General features: G+C 75.2%; 19 protein-coding genes, 2 tRNA genes and 1 riboswitch. Of the genes, 14 read left to right on the plus strand and 7 right to left on the minus strand.

Annotation, left to right across the window (positions count from 1 at the left end; genetic code table 11):
- Positions 1–94 precede the first annotated feature (94 nt).
- Positions 95–1,237: a protein kinase gene (locus ACH5A8_RS22940; protein WP_399004738.1), complete on the plus strand. Its 1,143-nt coding sequence runs from the start codon at positions 95–97 to the stop codon at positions 1,235–1,237.
- A gap of 66 nt (positions 1,238–1,303) precedes the next feature.
- Positions 1,304–1,762 carry an RpiB/LacA/LacB family sugar-phosphate isomerase gene (locus ACH5A8_RS22945; protein ID WP_399004740.1) on the plus strand — a complete coding sequence of 153 codons (459 nt, stop codon included), beginning with the start codon at positions 1,304–1,306 and terminating at the stop codon, positions 1,760–1,762.
- Between the two features lie 150 nt (positions 1,763–1,912).
- Here the strand turns inward: ACH5A8_RS22945 and ACH5A8_RS22950 are convergent, their stop codons facing one another.
- Positions 1,913–2,980, minus strand: a complete 1,068-nt coding sequence (locus ACH5A8_RS22950; RefSeq protein WP_399005299.1) for a galactosyldiacylglycerol synthase — start codon at positions 2,978–2,980, stop codon at positions 1,913–1,915.
- Between the two features lie 290 nt (positions 2,981–3,270).
- Here ACH5A8_RS22950 and ACH5A8_RS22955 point away from each other — a divergent pair, with 290 nt between their 5' ends.
- Positions 3,271–4,119, plus strand: coding sequence for an SDR family NAD(P)-dependent oxidoreductase (locus tag ACH5A8_RS22955; RefSeq protein ID WP_399004742.1), 849 nt, complete (start codon positions 3,271–3,273; stop codon positions 4,117–4,119).
- Positions 4,120–4,204: 85 nt separating this feature from the next.
- Positions 4,205–5,047 (plus strand): polysaccharide deacetylase family protein, encoded by an 843-nt coding sequence (locus tag ACH5A8_RS22960; protein WP_399004744.1) that lies wholly within the window; start codon positions 4,205–4,207, stop codon positions 5,045–5,047.
- Here ACH5A8_RS22960 and cobF read toward each other — a convergent pair.
- Together cobF and ACH5A8_RS22970 are read right to left on the minus strand one after the other, a co-directional pair.
- On the minus strand, positions 5,007–5,777 hold the full coding sequence (gene cobF / locus ACH5A8_RS22965; protein ID WP_399004746.1) for a precorrin-6A synthase (deacetylating): 771 nt from the start codon (positions 5,775–5,777) through the stop codon (positions 5,007–5,009). The two genes, ACH5A8_RS22960 and cobF, sit on opposite strands and share 41 nt — an antisense overlap.
- 55 nt (positions 5,778–5,832) lie before the next feature.
- The gene (locus tag ACH5A8_RS22970) at positions 5,833–6,357 is read right to left on the minus strand and encodes a DUF309 domain-containing protein (RefSeq protein WP_399004748.1); all 525 of its coding nucleotides are present in this window, start codon (positions 6,355–6,357) and stop codon (positions 5,833–5,835) included.
- Between the two features lie 103 nt (positions 6,358–6,460).
- On the opposite strand from ACH5A8_RS22970, the gene ACH5A8_RS22975 reads away from it, so the two are divergent.
- Positions 6,461–6,534: transfer RNA gene (locus ACH5A8_RS22975), tRNA-Pro, on the plus strand.
- Positions 6,535–6,729: 195 nt separating this feature from the next.
- On the opposite strand, the gene iolD is transcribed toward ACH5A8_RS22975, so the two are convergent.
- From iolD to iolC, 3 genes are read right to left on the minus strand one after another with little or no spacing between them, the layout of a single operon-like run.
- Positions 6,730–8,634 carry a 3D-(3,5/4)-trihydroxycyclohexane-1,2-dione acylhydrolase (decyclizing) gene (gene iolD, locus ACH5A8_RS22980; RefSeq protein WP_399004750.1) on the minus strand — a complete coding sequence of 635 codons (1,905 nt, stop codon included), beginning with the start codon at positions 8,632–8,634 and terminating at the stop codon, positions 6,730–6,732.
- 46 nt (positions 8,635–8,680) lie between these two features.
- Entirely contained in the window at positions 8,681–9,574 is an 894-nt protein-coding gene (iolB, locus tag ACH5A8_RS22985; RefSeq protein ID WP_399004752.1) for a 5-deoxy-glucuronate isomerase, read from the minus strand.
- A gap of 49 nt (positions 9,575–9,623) precedes the next feature.
- Entirely contained in the window at positions 9,624–10,637 is a 1,014-nt protein-coding gene (gene iolC, locus ACH5A8_RS22990) for a 5-dehydro-2-deoxygluconokinase (RefSeq protein ID WP_399004754.1), read from the minus strand.
- 249 nt (positions 10,638–10,886) lie between these two features.
- On the opposite strand from iolC, the gene ACH5A8_RS22995 reads away from it, so the two are divergent.
- The 3 genes from ACH5A8_RS22995 to ACH5A8_RS23005 all read left to right on the plus strand — a co-directional run bounded on the left by ACH5A8_RS22995 (position 10,887) and on the right by ACH5A8_RS23005 (position 14,138).
- Complete coding sequence (locus tag ACH5A8_RS22995) at positions 10,887–11,789, plus strand: sugar phosphate isomerase/epimerase family protein (protein WP_399004756.1); 903 nt, start codon at positions 10,887–10,889, stop codon at positions 11,787–11,789.
- A gap of 134 nt (positions 11,790–11,923) precedes the next feature.
- Positions 11,924–12,529 carry a GPP34 family phosphoprotein gene (locus ACH5A8_RS23000; protein WP_399004758.1) on the plus strand — a complete coding sequence of 202 codons (606 nt, stop codon included), beginning with the start codon at positions 11,924–11,926 and terminating at the stop codon, positions 12,527–12,529.
- A 352-nt stretch (positions 12,530–12,881) separates the two neighbouring features.
- Positions 12,882–14,138, plus strand: coding sequence for a serine hydrolase domain-containing protein (locus ACH5A8_RS23005; RefSeq protein ID WP_399004760.1), 1,257 nt, complete (start codon positions 12,882–12,884; stop codon positions 14,136–14,138).
- Between the two features lie 21 nt (positions 14,139–14,159).
- Here the strand turns inward: ACH5A8_RS23005 and ACH5A8_RS23010 are convergent, their stop codons facing one another.
- Complete coding sequence (locus ACH5A8_RS23010) at positions 14,160–14,504, minus strand: cupin domain-containing protein (protein WP_399004762.1); 345 nt, start codon at positions 14,502–14,504, stop codon at positions 14,160–14,162.
- Between the two features lie 272 nt (positions 14,505–14,776).
- Here ACH5A8_RS23010 and ACH5A8_RS23015 point away from each other — a divergent pair, with 272 nt between their 5' ends.
- The 6 genes from ACH5A8_RS23015 (at position 14,777) to ACH5A8_RS23040 (ending at position 18,348) form a co-directional block, all read left to right on the plus strand.
- Positions 14,777–15,289, plus strand: coding sequence for a hypothetical protein (locus ACH5A8_RS23015; protein WP_399004764.1), 513 nt, complete (start codon positions 14,777–14,779; stop codon positions 15,287–15,289).
- A gap of 544 nt (positions 15,290–15,833) precedes the next feature.
- Positions 15,834–16,361 carry a MarR family winged helix-turn-helix transcriptional regulator gene (locus ACH5A8_RS23020; RefSeq protein ID WP_399004766.1) on the plus strand — a complete coding sequence of 176 codons (528 nt, stop codon included), beginning with the start codon at positions 15,834–15,836 and terminating at the stop codon, positions 16,359–16,361.
- Positions 16,362–16,439: 78 nt separating this feature from the next.
- Positions 16,440–16,513: transfer RNA gene (locus ACH5A8_RS23025), tRNA-Pro, on the plus strand.
- Between the two features lie 327 nt (positions 16,514–16,840).
- Complete coding sequence (locus tag ACH5A8_RS23030) at positions 16,841–16,978, plus strand: putative leader peptide (RefSeq protein WP_399004768.1); 138 nt, start codon at positions 16,841–16,843, stop codon at positions 16,976–16,978.
- Positions 16,979–17,099: 121 nt separating this feature from the next.
- Positions 17,100–17,984, plus strand: coding sequence for a glutathione S-transferase C-terminal domain-containing protein (locus ACH5A8_RS23035; protein ID WP_399004770.1), 885 nt, complete (start codon positions 17,100–17,102; stop codon positions 17,982–17,984).
- Between the two features lie 76 nt (positions 17,985–18,060).
- Positions 18,061–18,170, plus strand: a riboswitch (SAM riboswitch).
- 34 nt (positions 18,171–18,204) lie between these two features.
- Positions 18,205–18,348: a hypothetical protein gene (locus ACH5A8_RS23040; protein ID WP_399004772.1), complete on the plus strand. Its 144-nt coding sequence runs from the start codon at positions 18,205–18,207 to the stop codon at positions 18,346–18,348.
- The last annotated feature ends 91 nt before the right edge of the window (positions 18,349–18,439 follow it).

An 18,439-nucleotide genomic window follows, 5' to 3' on the forward strand; every position in this document is an offset into this window, starting at 1 on the left:
CCGGAGGCGGTGTGCGGCTGCCGCCGTGCCCGTCACCGGGGGCGCGGTCGTGAGGGCGGGATTTTTTCGGGGATTGAGGCGGTCTACGGTGCGGGTGGCGGATCGGTACCGGCTGCACACGGTCATCGGGCGCGGCGGAATGGGCGAGGTCTGGCAGGCCCAGGACGAGGTGCTCGACCGGTCGGTCGCGGTCAAGGTGCTGTTGAACGACGTGGCCGACGCCTCGGCCGAGGCACGGTTCCGGCTGGAGGCCCAGACCTCCGCCCGGCTGAACCACCCCAACGTGGTCGGGACGCTCGACTTCGGTACCTGGGAGGGCCGTTGCTTCCTCGTCATGGAACTGGTCGACGGCGGCAGCCTCGCCGGTGAGCTGACCGGCGGAGGCCCGCTCTCCTGCGAGCGGCTGGCCCAGGTCGCGCAGGAGGCGGCCGAGGGCCTCGCCGCGGCGCACGAGCAGGGCATCGTCCACCGGGACATCAAGCCCGGCAACCTGCTGAGCGACCGGCACGGAACCGTCCGCATCGGCGACTTCGGCATAGCGCGCTTCGTCGACGACCCGTCGGCCGGCCTCACCACGACCGGTCAGATCGTCGGCACCGGCCTGTACCTGTCGCCCGAGCGCGCCATCGGCACCCCCGCCTCCCCCGCCTCGGACATGTACTCGCTGGGCTGCGTCCTCTACCAGCTGGCCGTCGGCCACCCGCCCTTCGAGGCCGACACCCCGACCGCGCTGCTGTACCAGCACGTCGACGCCCCGCCCGTACCACCGCACCAGCGGGGCGCCGCGCTGCCGCCCGCCTTCGAGGCGTATCTGCTGAGCATGCTGGCCAAGCGGCCCGAGGACCGCCCCACGGCCCGCCAGACCGCGGACTGGTTCCGCAGCGGCGCCTGGCGCGGCACTCCCGAACCGCTGCCGCCGGAACGGCCGGGCGCCGGAGCCGAGCCGCAGGGACGGCCGGGCCAATGGGAGGCGGGCCAGTGGGACGCGGGCCCCGGACGCCACCGGGGCACGCAGCCCGCCGCCCCGGCGCGCCGCCGGGGCACGGCCGACCAGGGCCCCGCCACGCCGGCGCCGCACTCCGCCCAGGACACCGGCTGGAGCACCAGCGTGCACCGGGTGGCCCCCCGCCGCCCGGGCCTGCGCACCTCGCTGCGCCGCCACTTCCGGCTGGTCGCCGTCCTCGGCGCGGCGGTCCTGTTCGCCGCCGCGCTCCTGCTCGGCATGAACATGTTCTAGGCATGAACATGTTCTAGGTGCGTGCTGTCCGGACAGCACACCCGGCCCCCGGCGTACCCTCCAGGCATGCGGATCTCCGTCTCCTCCGACATGGACGAACCCGTGGCCCGCGCCCTGGTCGACCGGCTGCGCGCGCTCGGGCACGAGGTGATCGCCCACGGCGCGCTGCGCCCCGGCGACGACGCCCAGTGGGCCGCGTGCTCCCAGGCCGCGGCCCGGGACGTCGCCGAGGGACGGGCCGACCAGGCCGTCGTGTGCTGCTGGACCGGCACGGGCGCGTCCATCGCCGCCAACAAGGTGCCCGGGGTCCGCGCCGCCCTGTGCACCGACGCCTACACGGCCGACGGGGCGCGCCGCTGGAACGACGCCAATGTGCTCGCCCTCGGACTGCGGCTGACCTCCCAGCCGCTGCTGACCGAGATCCTCGACGCCTGGTTCGCCGCCGAGCCCAGCCGGGAGGACGAGGACAGGGAGAACGTCGCCCGGATCGTCCGCCTGGACTCCGGCCGGGCACAGCGGTCGTGAGGCAGGCGGTCGTGAGGCAGGCGGTCATGAGGCAGGCGGTCATGACGCGGCGGTCGTAGGGCGGGCCACGGGAGCCGAGGGAACGGCCGCGGGGGAGCGCCGAGGGAACGGCCGCTGGAGGAAGTGCCGGGGGAACCGCTGGGGGTATTGCTACGGTGCGCCGCCGGCCGCCGAGGCCCGTACCACTCGTGACAGCGCGTCCTCGCGAAACAGCGCGCGCCCGGCCGCGGTCCGCCGCTCGCGTTCGGCGCCGACCGCCGTGAGGCTCCTTAGGGACCGCAGCAGCCCGGCCTCGTCCGGGGCGTGCTCCGACACCCCGAGAGCGGCCATCCGGCGTACGCCCTCCGCCCCGTGCCCGGGCAGCGGCCGGTACCCGACCACCGGCAGGGACGCGGCGAGGGCCTGGACGGCGGTCTGCCCGGCCGCGTTGTCCACCAGCGCGGCGCACGCGTGCAGCAGGTCCGGCATGTCCGTGACCCAGCCGGGGGTGAGGACGCCGGGAACGGCGGCCAGGGCGCGGCGCAGCCGCTCGTTGCGCCCGCACAGCACGACCGGCAGGAAGCCGTGGCCGGCCAGCAGCCGCGCGGTGCCCTCCAGGTCCGCGCCCGCGCCCCAGGCGCCCGCCGACAGCAGCACGGCGGGCCGCCCGCCCCCGCACCGCTCGAACCGGCGCAGCCACCGGTCCACCCCCGGCCCGGCGCGGAAGAAGCCCGGGGCCACCACGGGCCCGGTCGCCTCCGCCGGCCGGCCCAGGGCGCGGCGCACCTCCCCGGCCGCCTCGTCCGTCAGGCACAGGTGCAGGTCGTTGCCCGGATGGAGCCACTGCCGGTGCACCGCGAAGTCCACCAGGACGACCGCGCTGGGCGCCCGCAGCACCCCGCGGGCCCGCAGGTGCCCGGTGAGCTGGGCCGCCAGATGGAAGACCGGCACCACGACGTCCGCCCGCGTCTCGCGGACCAGACGGGTCAGCCGCCCGCCCGCCAGCCGGGCCAGCGGAGTGCCGCCGGGCCGGGCACCGGGACCCGGCCTGAGGAAGAGGTCGTAGATGCCGGCGTAGACCCATGGACAGTGCCGGACGACGGTCTGGTAGAAGCCCCTCAGACCGTCCCCGAGGCCGTACGGCAGCATGGCCAGCACGTCGACGACGTACGCCTCCTTGCCTGCGGCCCGCGCCCGTCGCGCCAGCTCCGCGGCCACCGTGTCGTGACCCGAACCCATGCTGGCGCTGACGATCAGCAGCCGCTCGGCCTCGGGCTCCCCCGGCCGGCCGGACACGTGTGCGGCCTGGGGCCCCCGAGCGGCGGGCAGGGGTGGCGGCGCGGGCGTTTGAGACGACACTGGAAGTGAGTAACCCTCACCCAGCGGAGTCAAACGACCGGCCCCGCACCCCAGCCCGTCCCACGTTTCGGGCCCGGTCCCCGGGATACTTCCCCTCCGGCAGGCCGTCCCCGGACCACCGAGGCCGCAGCGGCGGCCCTCGGTCACCGTCGACCCAGAGGTGCGCCCCGATGTCCCAAGCCCCTTCCCGCGTCCGGTCAGGCTCCGGGACCCCGGCCGAGGCACCGGAGACGCCGAGCGCCCCGCGCCGCCACGCCGCCGACGGCACGCCGCTCGGCGGGGGCGCCCTGGTGACCGGCGCGTCGTCCGGGATCGGCGCGGCCGTCGCCCGCCGCCTCGCCGCCGAGGGCGGCTGGCACCTCGTGCTCAACGGACGGGACCGCGCGCGCCTGGAGGAGGTGGCCCGGGGCACCTCGGCGGTCGCCTACCCGGCGGACCTGTCCGGCCCGGGCGCGGAGCGGCGGCTCGCGCGGTTCGCGCTGGACAGCGCCGGCCGGGTCGACCTGTTGGTGGCCGGCGCCGGAATCGGCTGGTCAGGACCGTTCCACACCATGCCGCAGCGGGCCATCGACGAGGTGTTCGAGGTCAACGTGCTCGCCACCCTGCGCCTGGTCAGGCTGCTGCTGCCCCGCATGGTCGGACAGGGCGCCGGCCGCGTGGTCCTCATCGGCTCCCTCGCGGGCACGGTGGGAGTGCGCGACGAGGCGGTGTACTCCGCCACCAAGGCCGCGCTGGGCGCCTTCGCCGACGCCGTGCGCTACGAGCTGCGCGGCACCGGGGTGGGCATCAGCCATGTCGTGCCCGGCGTCGTGGACACGCCGTTCTTCGACCGCCGCGGGGTGCCCTACCGGCGCTCCCGCCCCAAGCCCGTACCGGCGAGCCGCGTCGCCGACGCGGTGTGGGACGCGGTCGCGCGGGGCCGGGACGAGGTGTACGTCCCCGGGTGGACGCGGGTGCCTGGCCGAGTGCGCGGCGCGGCGCCCGCCCTCTACCGGCGCCTCGCCGCACGCTTCGGCTGAGAGGGGCGGGCGTTCACCCGCACGGGGGCACAGGCCGGTTCACCCGCACGGGGCACACCGCACCGGGCACAGGAAGGAGCGGACGGTGGGAGGAACAGCACCGGGCGGCGGCGTCGCGCGGCCCCTCGCGGCGGCCCTCGCGCCGTTCGCCGTCGTCGCGGCCGCGCACATCGTCCCGGCCGCCACCTGGCTGCCGCGCTTCCGCTCCGCCTGCCTGCCGCGCCTGGCCGGCCTCGGCCGCCCCGGCCACGTGGCGCTCACCTTCGACGACGGCCCCGACCCCGAGTCCACACCCCGTTTCCTGGACGAACTGGACCGGCTCGGCGTGCGGGCCACGTTCTTCGTCCTGGGCGAGGCGGTCGTACGCCATCCGGAGCTCACCCGGGACATCGCCGGGCGCGGCCACGAACTCGGCGTCCACGGCTGGACCCACAGCCGCCCCTGGCTGCCCGCCCCCGGCCGGGACCTGCGGGAGACCGCGCTCACCGTCCGCGTCGTGCAGGACGTCACGGGCCGCCGCCCGGTCTGGTACCGCCCTCCGTACGGCATCCTCACCGCCGGCCGCTGGGCGGCGGCCCGGAGGCTCGGCCTGCGTCCGGTGCTGTGGACCGCCTGGGGCCGGGACTGGACGGCCGAGGCCACTCCCGCCTCCGTGCGCGCCACCGTCGGCGCGGACCTGCGCGGCGGCGGCACCGTCCTGCTGCACGACTGCGACCGCGCCTCCGCGCCCGGCTGCTGGCGCTCGGCGCTCGGCGCCCTGCCCGGTCTGGTGACCGCCTGCCGGGACGCCGGACGGGAGGTGGGCCCCCTGACGGAGCACGGGGTGGGCAACGACCGCCCCGCCCGGCACGACACCCGGCGGACGGGCCGTCCCCGCCCCCGCCGCCTCACTCCCGCGTCCGCCGCCGCAGCAGATACGTGTCCATGATCCAGCCCTTGCGCTCCCGCGCCTCGGCACGCAGGCGCTCGATGCGGGGAGCCGCCTCCGCGATCGGACCGGAGGCGAGGATCTCGTCCGGGGTGCCGATGTAGGCGCCCCAGTAGATGTCGATGTCCTGGTCGGCGTACCGCGTGAAGGCCTGGTGGGCGTCGAGCATCACGACGACGTCGTCCACCCCCTCGGGGAACCCCTCCGCCAGTCGCCGACCCGTGGTGATCTGCACCGGCCGGGCCACCCGGTTCAGACCCGTGCGGTGCCGGGCCACCAGCGCGGAGACACTGCTGATCCCGGGCACGACGTCGTACTCGAACTCCACCGAGCCCCGTGCCAGCACCTCTTCGAGGATCCCGAGGGTGCTGTCGTACAGCGACGGATCGCCCCACACCAGGAACGCGCCCCGCCCGTTCTCGCCGAGCTCCCCGGCGATCAGCCGCTCATAGACGTCCGCGCGGGCGCTGCGCCAGTCACCGACGGCGGGGGAGTAGCCGGCGCCCTCCGCCCGGCGGTCCCGCTCCGGGTCCCGCGCCTCCACCACGCGGTACGTCCCCTCCCGCACGTGCGCCGCCAGGATGTCCCGGCGCAGCCCTACGAGATCCGACTTCACCTCGCCCTTGTCGAGGACGAAGAACACGTCCGTGTCGCGCAGCGCCCTGACCGCCTGAAGGGTGAGCTGTTCGGGGTCGCCCGCGCCGATGCCGATGACATGGATCTTTCGCACGCCCCGAGTCTGCCGTACGGCGCCGACGGCGTGCGCACCGGTGCCGTACCGGGCGCTACGACCCGCCGCGCAGCCGCGGTGCCCGCCCGGCCGCGTCCACGGGGCCGGCCGTCCCGTCCTCCACCGCGTCCGCCAGCTCCCGCGCCCAGCCGACCAGGGCGGCCGTGTCCATGCCGTGCGGGTCCCGGACCCCGGTCTCCGTCGTCCACCGCGTCACCGCGCCCGCGCCACGCCGCAGCAGCCGGGCGCCGCCGGTGGTGTTGCCGCGGGCCGCGTGCGTGAGCCCCACCGCCAGTTGGGCCAGTCCGCGCCACAGCGTGCGCTCGGCGTCCGGCCGCGTCTTCCAGGCGTCCTCGAAGACCTCGTGCGCGTGGAACGGCCGGCCGGCGTCCAGCAGCGCCTGCGCCTCGGCCACCGTCTCCGCGGGGGTGCGCACCACGCCCTCGGGCTGCCGGGGCACCCCGTCGGCGCCGTAGGGCAGGGGGCGCCCGAGCCCGTCGCGCGGCCGGGCGTTGCGCGCCCGCCCCTCACTGTCGCGGTCCCGCGCGCCGTCGGGCCGCCTGGCGGATGTGCTGCTCATACGCCGATTCTCCCCCCGGCCCCGAGCCCCTTTCGGCGCGGCCCCCGGCGTGCGGTAAAGTGACGTTCGCGCGATCACACGGGTCACCCCGGCGTGAGCGCGACGGGACGTGGCGCAGCTTGGTAGCGCACTTGACTGGGGGTCAAGGGGTCGCAGGTTCAAATCCTGTCGTCCCGACTCGTGAGAGTCGCAGTTCAGGGCCGGTTTCGGAGACATCCGAGATCGGCCTTCGCGTTTCCGGGGTCCGATGGGGGACCGAGTGTCCTCGACCGGCGCAGCGGCCGTGATCACCGGGCTCGGCGGGAAGCGGCGCACGAACCGCCGGGAGACCGGCGAGGTGCGCGAGCGCCACGGGCACCAGGGCCGCCGCCCTCACAGCGGACGCCGCCGCCGCGCGGCCTCGCGGACGTAGCGCTCGCGGGCCTCGGCCGCCGCCGGCCGGCCGGCCACCTCGGCCACCGGCACGTCCCACCACGCCTCGGCCGCGGGCGCGTCGGACGGGTCGGTCTCGACGTACACGCACGTCGGCCGGTCGGCGGCGCGGGCGGTGCGCAGGGCCGCGCGCAGTTGGGCCACGGTCCCGGCGCGCAGTACGTCCATGCCGAGGCTGGCGGCGTTGGCGGCCAGGTCCACGGGGAGCGGCGGCCCGCTGAACGAGCCGTCCGGGGTCCGGCGGCGGTACGCCGTGCCGAAGCGCTCGGCCCCCACCGACTCCGACAGGCCGCCGATCGAGGCGTACCCGTGGTTCTGGATCAGCACCACCTTGATCGGCAGCTCCTCCTGGACGGCCGTGACGATCTCGGTCGGCATCATCAGATAGGTGCCGTCGCCGACCAGCGCCCACACCGGGACGTCCGGGGCGGCCTGCTGCACGCCGATCGCGGCCGGGATCTCGTAGCCCATGCAGGAGTAGCCGTACTCCACGTGGTACTGGCGCGAGGAGCGGGCCCGCCACAGTCTGTGCAGGTCGCCGGGGAGCGAGCCGGCCGCGTTGATCACCACGTCCGTGTCGTCGACCACCGCGTCCAGCGCGCCGAGCAGCTGCGCCTGGCTCGGCGCGGCGCTGTCGTCGTCCGCGCGGTACGCCGCCTCGACCACCCGCTCCCAGCGCTCCTTGCCCCCGCGGTACTCGGCCTCGTAGGCGGCGGCCACCCGGTGGCCGGCCAGGCCCTCGGCGAGCGCGGCCAGCCCGGCCCGGGCGTCGCAGACGAGCGTGGCCGCCGCCAGCTTGTGGGCGTCGAACGCGGTGATGTTGAGGTTGACGAAGCGGACGTCCGGGTTCTGGAAGAGGGTGCCGGAGGCCGTCGTGAAGTCGGTGAACCGGGTGCCGACGCCCACCACCAGGTCGGCGGTGCGGGCGAGGTCGTCGGCGACCGCCGTGCCGGTGTGCCCGATGCCGCCCACGTCGGCCGGATGGTCGTGGCGCAGCACCCCCTTGCCCGCCTGCGTGACGGCGACCGGGATGCCGGTGGCGCCCACCAGCGCCTTCAGCGCCTCCTCGGCCGCGCTGTGCCGGACACCGCCGCCGGCCACGATCAGCGGACGGGCGGCGCGCCGGATCGCGGCGGCGGCCCCGGCGAGTTCGTCCGGGTCGGGAGCGGGCCGCCGTACCCGCCACACCCGGTCGGCGAAGAACTCCGCCGGCCAGTCGTGGGCCTCCGCCTGCACGTCCTGCGGCAGCGCGAGCGTGACCGCGCCCGTCTCGACCGGATCGGTCAGCACCCGCATCGCGTTGAGCGCGGAGGGGATCAGCGCCTCCGGACGGGTGATCCGGTCGAACCAGCGGGAGACCGGCCGCAGGGTGTCGTTGACCGAGACGTCCGCCGCCGAGGGGTGCTCCAGCTGCTGGAGGAGGGGGTCGGCGACGTGGGAGGCGAAGTAGTCGCCGGGCAGCAGCAGGACCGGCAGGCGGTTGATCGTGGCCAGCGCCGCGCCCGTGACGAGGTTGGTCGCGCCCGGCCCGATGGACGTGGTGACCGCCTGGGCGGAGAGCCGGCCGCGCTGACGGGCGTAGCCGACCGCCGCGTGCACCATCGCCTGCTCGTTGCGGCCCTGGTGGTACGGCATCACGTCCGCGTGGTCGACGAGCGCCTGGCCGATCCCGGCGACGTTGCCGTGCCCGAAGACGCCCCACATGCCGGCGATCAGCCGGTGCCGTACGCCGTCCCGCTCGGTGTGCTGGGCGGCGAGGAAACGCACCAGTGCCTGGGCCACGGTCAGCCGGACCGTGGGCGTGCCCGGCGCCTCCGGCTCGCCCGGTCCGCTCGGCTCGGTCATGGTCGGTACCTCACTGGAGTAGGGATCCGCACCGGGATCGGGGAGTTCACTGGGCAGGGGCCGTGTACAGGGGCAGCCGGGGATCGACCGGCCGGCCGGGCCAGGTGTCGCGGACCCAGGCGTGGTCGGGGTGGTCGCGGATCAGCCAGGCGCGCTCGGGGTCCGGGCCCGCCATCACGTTGAGGTAGTACATGTGGTGTCCGGGCGCGGCGATCGACGGTCCGTGCCAGCCGTCCGGGATCAGGACCACGTCGCCGTCGCGCACCTCGGCCAGCACGTCCGTGCCCCGGCCGTGTCCGGACGGCGTGACCCGCTGGTAGCCGAGGCCCGGGACGCCCTCGTGGGCGGCGAACTCGAAGTAGTAGACCTCCTCCAGCACCGACTCCTCGCCGGGACGGTGCTCGTCGTGCTTGTGCGGCGGGAAGGAGGACCAATTGCCGCCCGGCGTGAGCACCTCGACCGCGATCAGCCGGTCGCACTCGAACACCCCGGCGGCCGCGAAGTTGTTCACCTGCCGGGAGCAGGCGCCGCTGCCGCGCAGCTCCACCGGTACGCCGGCGGCGGGGCCGTACCGCGCGGGCAGGCGGCGGGTGCAGCGGGCGCCGGTGAGCGCGAACCGTCCGCCGCCGGGCGCCGAGAGGGTCGTACGGGCGTCGCGCGGGACGTACGCGAAGTCGCTCACGCCGCCGAACACGCTGTCGCGGCCGGTGAGGCGGAAGGCGTCCCCGCCGAACTCGTCGGCGCAGCTCACCTCGCAGCCGCCGCTCAGCGGAAGCACGATCCACTCGCTGTCGCCGGTGTCGAAGGTGTGCGTGCCGCCGGCCGGCAGGTCCAGGACGCGCAGGTGGGCGTGGCCCCAGCCGGCGGACCCGGGGGAGACGGCCACGCCGTACGGTCCGTCGGCGGCCTCGCCGGCGGGGAGGTGGTAGGGGCTGGTCAACGGACTCCTCCTCGGCGGGCGGACGGGTTCTCGGGGGCGGGCGCGGTGCTCAACGGGACGGCTCCGTCCGGTCGGTGGCCCGGGCGAGGAGGCCGTCGACCTCGGACGCGGTGGGCATCGCGGCGGAGCAGGCGAGGCGGGAGGCGACGAGGGCCCCGGCCGCGTTGGCGTAGCGCACGGTCGCCGTCAAGTCCCAGCCGGACAGCAGGCCGTGGCACAGCGCGCCGCCGAACGCGTCCCCCGCGCCGAGTCCGTTGACGACCTCCACCGGCACCGGCGGGACCGTGACCCGGGCGCCGTCGCGGCGCACCGCGAGCACGCCCTCGGGGCCCTGCTTGACGACGGCCAGTTCCACCCCGGCCGCGAGCAGCGCCTTCGCGCAGGCCTCGGGATCGCGCACGCCGGTGGCGATCTCGCACTCGTCGACGTTGCCGACCGCCACGGTCGCGTGCCGCAGCGCCTCGGCGTAGTACGGGCGGGCCCGTTCGGCCCCCGCGGCGGCGCCGTCGGTGTCCGAGGGCCAGAACATGGGGCGCCAGTCGAGGTCGAAGACGGTGATGCCGGCCCGGGCGCGGGCCTCGAGCGCGGCGAGCGTGGCCGAGCGGCTGGGTTCCTCGCTCAGGCCGGTGCCGGTCATCCAGAAGATCCGGGCCGCGCGGATCGCGTCCAGGTCCAGTTCGCCGGGGTGGATCTCCAGGTCCGGGGCCTTGGGCCGGCGGTAGAAGTACAGCGGGAAGTCGTCCGGCGGGAAGATCTCGCAGAAGGTGACGGGCGTCGGGTAGGCGCCGACCGGTGCGACCCAGCGGTCGTCCACCCCGAACTCCTCCAGGGCCTCGTGCAGATACGCACCGAAGGGGTCGTCACCCGTGCGGGTGATGACGGCCGTGGACCGGCCGAGCCGGGCGGCGGCCACGGCCACGTTGGCGGCCGAACCGCCGAGGAACTTGCCGAACGACTCCACCCGCGCGAGGGGTACGCCGGACTGCAGCGGGTAGAGATCGACCCCGATGCGGCCCATGGTGATCAGATCGAAGATCCGGGCGGACTCGACTGGCTCGGTCATGCGTGACGCTCCTCGAACCGGGCGGGGCGGGGATCCGGGACCCCTGGGCTGCCGCTTCACAGGTCTAGATCCCCCGGGGCCGGACTGTCAATTTCTTTGTACTTACATTCGGACCTGAGGGAGCCCATGATGTGAGGTGAGGAAGGACGGAGACCGCGCGACCGCTCCCGCACACCCGCCGCCGTCCGGCCGTGGCCGCGACGGCGGCCCCCCGATCCGTACCGGCGTCTTCGGAAGGGAACTGCTGACATGACCCCCGCCCTCGACCGCATCCGGGTCGGCTCGGCCCCCGACTCCTGGGGCGTCTGGTTCGCCGACGACCCCCGTCAGGTTCCCTGGGAGCGCTTCCTCGACGAGGTCGCCGAGGCCGGCTACTCCTGGATCGAACTCGGACCCTACGGCTATCTGCCCACCGACCCGGCCCGCCTCGCCGACGAGGTGGCCCGGCGCGACCTGAGGGTGTCGGCCGGCACGGTCTTCACCGGCCTGCACCACGGCCCGGCGGTCTGGGAGGACACCTGGGCCCACGTCAGCCGGGTCGCCGCCCTCACCCGGGCCATGGGGGCGCGGCACCTCGTCGTCATCCCCTCCTTCTGGCGGGACGACAGGACCGCCGAGATCCTGGAGCCGCCGGAGCTGACCGCCGGGCAGTGGGCCCACCTGACCAAGGGCATGGAACGGCTCGGCCACGAGGTCAAGGAGGCCTACGGCCTCGACATCGTCGTCCACCCGCACGCCGACACCCACATCGACACCGAGGCCCACGTCGAGCGCTTCCTGGACTCCACCGACTCCGAACTGGTCGACCTCTGCCTGGACACCGGCCACTACGCCTACTGCGGCGGCGACAGCGTCAAGCTGATCGAGACCTACGGCGAGCGGATCGGCTATCTGCACCTCAAGCAGGTCGACCCGCGGATCCTCGCCGAAGTCGTCGCGGACGGGCTGCCGTTCGGGCCGGCGGTCCAGCGCGGGGTGATGTGCGAACCGCCGTCCGGGGTGCCGGATCTGCGCCCGGTCCTGGTGGCGGCCCAGCAGCTGGGCGTGGACCTGTTCGCCATCGTCGAGCAGGACATGTACCCCTGCCCGCCCGACCGGCCGCTGCCCGTCGCCGTACGCACCCGCCGCTTCCTGAGGTCGTGCGGCGCCTGATCCGCCCCGGCCCGCCCGCCGCCCGCCCGTGACCTCGCCGCGCTACAGTCGGCGCGGTAAGGAGTCCGAGCGCCATGTCCCACGCCGGTGACCCGGCGGCGCAGCGTCAGACACGCCCTTTGACGGGGAGCCCCATGAGCACACCGCGTGACTTGATGATCGTCGCCCTGGACGTGGCGCCCGGCCGGCCCCTGGAACGCGGCGACCTCTCGCTCGCGCTGGCCGGCGCCGAGGTCTACGACCTCCTCCGGACCGGGGCGGTACGGCTGGACGGCGACCGTCTCGTGCCGCGGGCGAGCCCCGCCCCCGAAGACCCCCTGCTGGCCGAGGCCGCCTCCGCACTGGTGCGCGAGGCGCCCTACGAGTCGCCGGCGGACTGGCTCTGGCGGCGCGGCCGCGGCCTGTCGTCGGCGTACCTGGCCGCGCTGGAGGCGGAGGGTCAGATCGGCTGGGAGCGGAACCGCTGGCTGCCCTTCCGCGGCGGACGCACCGTCCTCAGCGACACCGAGGCGCGGCGGCGGGCGGGCTACCGCTGGGCGGCGGACGAGCCGGTGCTGCTCGCCCTGGCCGCGGCCGCCGGGATCCGCGACGAGCTCACCCCGGCGGAACCGGCGGTCACCGACGACACGGTGCTCACGGTGCTGGCCGCCGTCCACGACGCGGTGATGGAGCTGGAGGCCGTGCGCCAGCGGCGCGCCATCGAGGACGCGGCCTTCGCGAACGTCTGGCGGGGGGCGTGAACACCTCCGGCGGTCACGCGGCCGGGTGACGCCCGCACGGATCCCGGCGCCCTCGTGCGTCCGTCCCGGGACGGACCCCGCGCGTCCCGGTACCGGCCTCAGGCGCCGCGCGTCCCGGCGCCGACGCCGGCCCCAGGCGTTGAGCGCGGGCCCCGCGTCCCGCGTCGGCGGGCGGTGGCGCGACGGCGCTCCTATGCTGAGGACGTCGGGTGGCGGGGGCCGTACGACACCGGACGCGCCGCCGGCGCCCTGACCGGTCCCGTCGGCGTCCGCCGCGGAAGGACGCCCTCGCCCGTCCCGCCCTCGTCCACGACGACCGCGGGCTCCGCAACCACGCGCCGGGAGTCACCCCATGACGCACGCGTGCACACGGCGACTGCGCGCGGGAGCCGTCGCGGCGACCGCCGCCGCGATCCTCACGGCCCCGCTCGCCGCGCCCGCGGCCGGCGCCACGGCCGTCGCCGCCTCACCGGCGCCGCCACCGCCCTCCGCCTCCCCTTCCTCCGGCGCCGACGAGGTCCGCACCCTCGACCCCGGGGTGACCCGGCGGATCGACCGGGCCGTACGCCAGGTCATGGACGAGGCGCGGGTCCCCGGTGTGATCGTGGGGCTCTGGACACCGGGCCGGGGCCAGTACGTGAAGTCCTTCGGCGTCGCCGACAAGAGCACCGGCCGCGGGATGAGCGCCGGCCTGTACTCACGGATCGGCAGCGAGACCAAGACGTTCACCGTGACGGCGCTGCTGCGGCTGGCCGACCGTCACAAGGTCGGCCTGGACGACCCGGTGGGCAAGTACGTCGCGGGCGTGCCGGACGGGGACCGGATCACTCTGCGGCAACTGGCCGGAATGCGCAGCGGGCTGTTCGACTACACGTCGGACGCCGCCTTCGTCAAGGCGCTCACCTCCGACCCGCGGCGCTCCTTCACTCCCCGGCAGCTGCTCGGATACGCCTTCGCGCACCCCGCGCTCTTCCCGCCCGGCCGGGAGTTCTCCTACTGCAACACCAACCTCGTCCTGCTCGGCCTCGTGGTCGAGAAGGCGAGCGGCCGGCCGCTCGCCGACCACCTGCGGACGGAGGTGCTCGAACCGGCCGGGCTGCACCACACCCTGCTCCCGAGCGGCGCGTACTTCCCCCGGCCGCACCCCCAGGGCTACACCGACCAGACCGCGAACGGCGAGGTCGCCGACACGGCCGGCTGGAACCCCTCGTGGGCCTGGGCGGCCGGCGCGATGGTCTCCGACCTCGACGACCTGCGGGTCTGGGCGCGCACCGTGGCCACGGGCGTCCTGCCCGACGGCCGCGACCTGATCAGCCCCGCCCTGCAGAAGCAGCGGCTGACCACACCGCCGACCGCGGTCCCCGGTGCCGGGTACGGCCTCGGCGTCTTCGACGTCCACGGCTGGATCGGCCACAACGGCTCGCTGCCCGGCTACGAATCGCTCACCGTGTACCTGCCGTCCGCCCGGACCACCCTCATCGTCCTGCTGAACACCGACATCGCCCACCAGGGCGTCGAGCCCAGCACGCTCCTCGGCGAGGCCATCACGAAGATCGTCACCCCCGGGCACGTGTTCGACCTGCCGGGCCGGCCCGCCGCCACTCACTGACACGCGCCGGACGGCGTGCTCTCAGAGGCTGATCGCGTACACCTTGCGCAGCGTCTCGTGCACCGTCCACGTCGTACGGTCGCCCTCCCGCAGCACCGCCATGTCCCCGGGACCGACGCGCAGCGTGGGCCCGCCCTCGACCTCGATGGTCGCCGATCCGCTCACCACCACGAACACCTCGTCCGCCTCGGTGTCGGTGACGACTCCGGGGGTGATCTGCCAGACGCCGCGGACCTGGCGGCCGTCCGCCGACTCGTGCACCACCTTGCCCGTCACCTCGGGCGACCCGGAGACGATCTGGCCGGGGTCGAGCGGCTCGGGGACGAGTTCGGCGTCGGGCACGTGGAACGAGAAGCTGTCGGTCATACGGCGACCCTAGCCGCGGCCACCGGGCCTTCGGCCTGGACAGAGTGTGGGGGACGAGGGCATGCGGGCGGACACTTCGTCGCGTGACGGGGCGCGGTGGGTGGCGCGCGTTCCGGCGGGGGAAACCCGCGGCGGCGCGGTGGCGGGGCGCAGGGACGTCGAGGAGGCGCGAAGGCGCCGTGGCGCCGTGGCGGGGGCCGTGAAGTGGCGGGCGAGGGCGGGCCGGGTGATCGTTGACAGGACCTACGCCCCGCCCGCGAAGAGAGCAGCCCATGGCGGACCCCACGGCGCCCGTTCCCCCGCGGTCCGCGCACGACGCCAGGTCCCTGCTGCTCTTCGGCGGGGTCTACGGCGCCGTGGTGGCCAGCGCGATGGTCGCCGCGCTCACCGTCCACGGCCACGACTCGGCCGCCAGCCGCCGCTACGACGCCGCCTGGCTGCTGGTGACGGCGTTCGCCTCCGCCCTCGCGCACGGCTACGCCCACTACATCGCCGAGCGCGGCCCGCACCGCCGCGGCCAGGCCCTGCGGGCGCTGGCCGCCGAATGGCCGCTGGTCGTGGCGATGCTGCCCACCGCGCTCATCCTGGCGGGCGCGGGCTGGGGCTGGTGGCCCGCGGACGGCGCGGAGTACCCGGCGTTCGTCTTCAACGTCGGGCTGCTGTTCGTCCTCGGCCTGGTCTCGGCCAGGTGGGCGGGCCGCCGATGGGCGATCGCGCTGGCGACCGGTCTGGGGGACGCCCTGCTCGGACTGATCGTGGTGGTGGCCAACGCGATCATCAAGTAGCGGGCCACACGGATGCGTCCCGGACCCGCGGTGGGTCCCGCGGGTCCGGCGCCGGTTCGGGGGTTCCGGCACCGGACCCGGGGTCGGCGCCGCACCCGTCCCCACGGATGTGCGGCGCGGGGGCCGCCGCCGCTCACGGCGGTCCCGGTCTGTGTACTGCTTGAGTCACGCAACCATATGCGACTTACTTGAGTCAAGCAAACGCGATCTCGCGACTCCGTCGCCCACAGGCTTCGCGGGCCCCGTCCCGGGGCGGGGGAGCGGGTGGAGCGACCCGGGGGTGCGCTCTCGGTGCTGACGGTGCATCAGTACGGGGATCGGGGTACCCGAGGCGTCGGTGGCGTGGCGCGACCGGGGCTCGGCGCCGTGGGGTCGGCCTTTCCGGTCCGGCCCGGTCCGGCCCGGCTCGGCCCGACTCCGTGCTCGTCGTCCGCCGCGCCGTACGCGCCGTCGGCCGCCTGAGGGGGGCGGCCGACGACGCGGCCCCCGGTGTGCGCATCCGCAAACTACTTGAGTAACGCAACGATATGGTAGGCTGGGCCGTATGCCCATTGCATCATCGCCGACCGGCCCCGTCTCACCCGAGGTGTCCGAGATCGAGCGTGCTCTGACCAGGATCACCTACCTGAGCACGCGGGCCCGGCAGCACGAGAAGCTGATGGGCCTGGCCGGAGTGCCGCTGGACCGTGCGGCCGTCGCGCTGCTGCGCCAGATCGCCGACTCCGAACCGCAGCGCCCCGGCGAGCTGGCCAACCGCCTCGGTGTGGAGGCCTCCCACGTCACCCGAACGGTGCAGCAGCTGGAGAAATCCGGTCACGTCACCCGCGTCCCGGACCCCGACGACCGCCGCGCGCAGCGCATCCGGCTCACCGACGCCGGCCGGGACGCCATCGCCCGCATCCGTGAGGTCGGCGCCCGCGGCATGGAGGTCGCCCTGTCCGGCTGGTCGGCGGAGGAGCTGCACCAGCTCGCCACCCTGTTCCACCGCATGGTCGACGACTTCGTCGCCTACGCCAAGGACGTGGACGCCGAACACGAGGGCGCGTCGGAGACCGCCCCGAGCGGCGGCTGAGCACCGACCGCGCCGGGCACCCGCTCGCGTACGGTAAGGTTTACCTGCGCGTTCACGCGGGTCACCGCACGAACGCATCGGGACGTGGCGCAGCTTGGTAGCGCACTTGACTGGGGGTCAAGGGGTCGCAGGTTCAAATCCTGTCGTCCCGACTCGCGAAAGCGTGAGTCGAAGGCCGTATCGGAGCAGTCCGGTACGGCCTTCGGCCGTTTCCCGGCGCACCCGCCGACTCCGTGGCCTGCCGACTCCGCGCACCCGTCGGCTCCGCACCCTTCCGGCTCGCACCCGCCGGGTCCGCACCGCTCTCGGACGGCACAGCCATCGGCCGGTCCGCGCGGCGGCCGGTCCGCGCGGCGCCGGCCCCCGAGACGTCCGTCCCGAAGGTGTCCTTCCTCGAGGCGGCGTCGTACCTCCCCTTGACTGTGGCTCCAGGCGGCATGACACTCCAGTAGGGAATCCTAGTGAACGGGTAGGGAATCATGGGGCGCCTTGAGCCGGTCACCGGCCGTGCGAGCCGCAGCCGTGCGGCGCGGCCCTCGCCCCTCCTCGCCGCGCCCCTCCTCACCTCCCGCCGGCACATCGACCTGCTGCGCGTCTGCAGCGCGATCGGCCGCTAACCGGCCGCCATCCGGCCGCCTGAGCCGAGCCGGGGCCGTCCGTCCCGCCGCTGTGACCTCCACGTCGTCCGTCATCGCTTCCGCAGCGCGCGCCTGAGCGCGCCCGTACCCGGGGAGACCCATGTCCGTCACACCGCAGGCCGCCCGCCCGGCCGCCCGGCCCGCCCCCGCTTTCCGGGGCCGCATCGGCGCGGACCCGCGCGGCGGTCACTACGCCGTGCCCCGCCGCTACCGCCTCCACCTGTCCACCGCCTGTCCGCAGGGGCTGGCCATCGCCGTCGCCCACGGCCTGCTCGGCATCGGCGACACCTGTCCGGTGACCTTCCTGCCGGCCGTGCCGGACCGTCCGGGCGGCGGTCACGCGGCACTGCGCCCGTTGTACGAGGCGAGCGCCCACCGTTACCGGGGACCGGCACTCGCGCCGGTGCTCAGCGACGACTGGTCCGGACGCATCGTCAGCACCCACGCCCCCGACATCCTGCGCGACCTGGACGAGCACTTCGGCGACGGCCGCACCACGCTGTACCCGGGGGACGCCGAGGCGGGGATCCGGGACGTCGAGCGCCTGTGCGCGCAGGACATCGACGAGGCCGCCCAGCGCGCCGGACGGGCCGACGCCGCCCCCGAGGAGCGCGCCGAGGCGCTGGAGACGCTGCTGGGCGCACTGGGCGAACCAGAGCGCCGGCTGACCGGCAGGCAGTTCCTGCTGGGCGACCGACTCACCGCCGCTGACGTGGTGTTGTGGGTGACCCTGGTCCAACTCGACACCGTGCACCGCCATCACCTCGACGCCCACGCCGTGCACCGCGTCGCCGGCCACCCCGCCCTGTGGTCCCACGCCCGCCGGCTCGCCGCCCGTCCCGCCTTCGGGGCCCACCTCGACCTCGACGGCATCGCCCGCCGGCACCACGTCGGCTGCCGGGGTCTGGAGGCCGCGGGCTCGGCCGTCCAGATCCTCGACTGGGCCGCCCACACCGACGGCGCCCGCCGCGCCCCCCGGCCCTGAGACGTCCGTGCGGTGTTCCAACTGGTGGACCGGACGTTGACTTCCACCAGGACCACTGACTTACTTACGGCAGAACGGTCATGAGCGTCAGCGACAAGCCCTGGCTCGCTGACCGGCAACCCTCGCACCGCGGTGGGGTGCCCCAGGTGACGACCGGACCGGACGACGTTTCGGTAAGCGCGAGGGCCCCTCGGGGCCGGAACGGTGACAGGTGACGGACATGGACGCAGCCCCCCGGACGGCCCCGCGCCGTCCCCAGGGCTGCGTGCCGCCGACCGCTCGACTCCTCGTCGCCGACCGCGCCGTCGACCTGCTCCGGGTCAACAGCGCCCTGTGTACGGCGTCCGGCCGCAGCCGGGGCTGACGACCCACCGCAGCCCCCGGCTCCCCGACGAACACCGCCCGAGCGGTGTGCCGTTGCCCTCCCGGCCCCCGGTCCCGTACGTCGTCCTCGG

The organism is Streptomyces sp. NPDC018610, from assembly GCF_044391765.1.
Lineage (GTDB): Bacteria > Actinomycetota > Actinomycetes > Streptomycetales > Streptomycetaceae > Streptomyces.

Bases quoted from the DNA above. Each gene is read 5' to 3' on its own strand.
- ACH5A8_RS22955 (WP_399004742.1), top strand. From the start codon at position 3,271: ATGTCCCAAGCCCCTTCCCGCGTCCGGTCAGGCTCCGGGACCCCGGCC.
- ACH5A8_RS23020 (WP_399004766.1), top strand. From the start codon at position 15,834: ATGCCCATTGCATCATCGCCGACCGGCCCCGTCTCACCCGAGGTGTCC.
- ACH5A8_RS23010 (WP_399004762.1), bottom strand. From the start codon at position 14,504: ATGACCGACAGCTTCTCGTTCCACGTGCCCGACGCCGAACTCGTCCCC.
- ACH5A8_RS22995 (WP_399004756.1), top strand. From the start codon at position 10,887: ATGACCCCCGCCCTCGACCGCATCCGGGTCGGCTCGGCCCCCGACTCC.
- iolC (WP_399004754.1), bottom strand. From the start codon at position 10,637: ATGACCGAGCCAGTCGAGTCCGCCCGGATCTTCGATCTGATCACCATG.
- iolD (WP_399004750.1), bottom strand. From the start codon at position 8,634: ATGACCGAGCCGAGCGGACCGGGCGAGCCGGAGGCGCCGGGCACGCCC.
- ACH5A8_RS23040 (WP_399004772.1), top strand. From the start codon at position 18,205: ATGGACGCAGCCCCCCGGACGGCCCCGCGCCGTCCCCAGGGCTGCGTG.
- ACH5A8_RS23035 (WP_399004770.1), top strand. From the start codon at position 17,100: ATGTCCGTCACACCGCAGGCCGCCCGCCCGGCCGCCCGGCCCGCCCCC.
- ACH5A8_RS22950 (WP_399005299.1), bottom strand. From the start codon at position 2,980: ATGGGTTCGGGTCACGACACGGTGGCCGCGGAGCTGGCGCGACGGGCG.
- ACH5A8_RS23030 (WP_399004768.1), top strand. From the start codon at position 16,841: ATGGGGCGCCTTGAGCCGGTCACCGGCCGTGCGAGCCGCAGCCGTGCG.
- ACH5A8_RS23015 (WP_399004764.1), top strand. From the start codon at position 14,777: ATGGCGGACCCCACGGCGCCCGTTCCCCCGCGGTCCGCGCACGACGCC.
- ACH5A8_RS22945 (WP_399004740.1), top strand. From the start codon at position 1,304: ATGCGGATCTCCGTCTCCTCCGACATGGACGAACCCGTGGCCCGCGCC.
- ACH5A8_RS23005 (WP_399004760.1), top strand. From the start codon at position 12,882: ATGACGCACGCGTGCACACGGCGACTGCGCGCGGGAGCCGTCGCGGCG.
- ACH5A8_RS23000 (WP_399004758.1), top strand. From the start codon at position 11,924: ATGAGCACACCGCGTGACTTGATGATCGTCGCCCTGGACGTGGCGCCC.
- ACH5A8_RS22970 (WP_399004748.1), bottom strand. From the start codon at position 6,357: ATGAGCAGCACATCCGCCAGGCGGCCCGACGGCGCGCGGGACCGCGAC.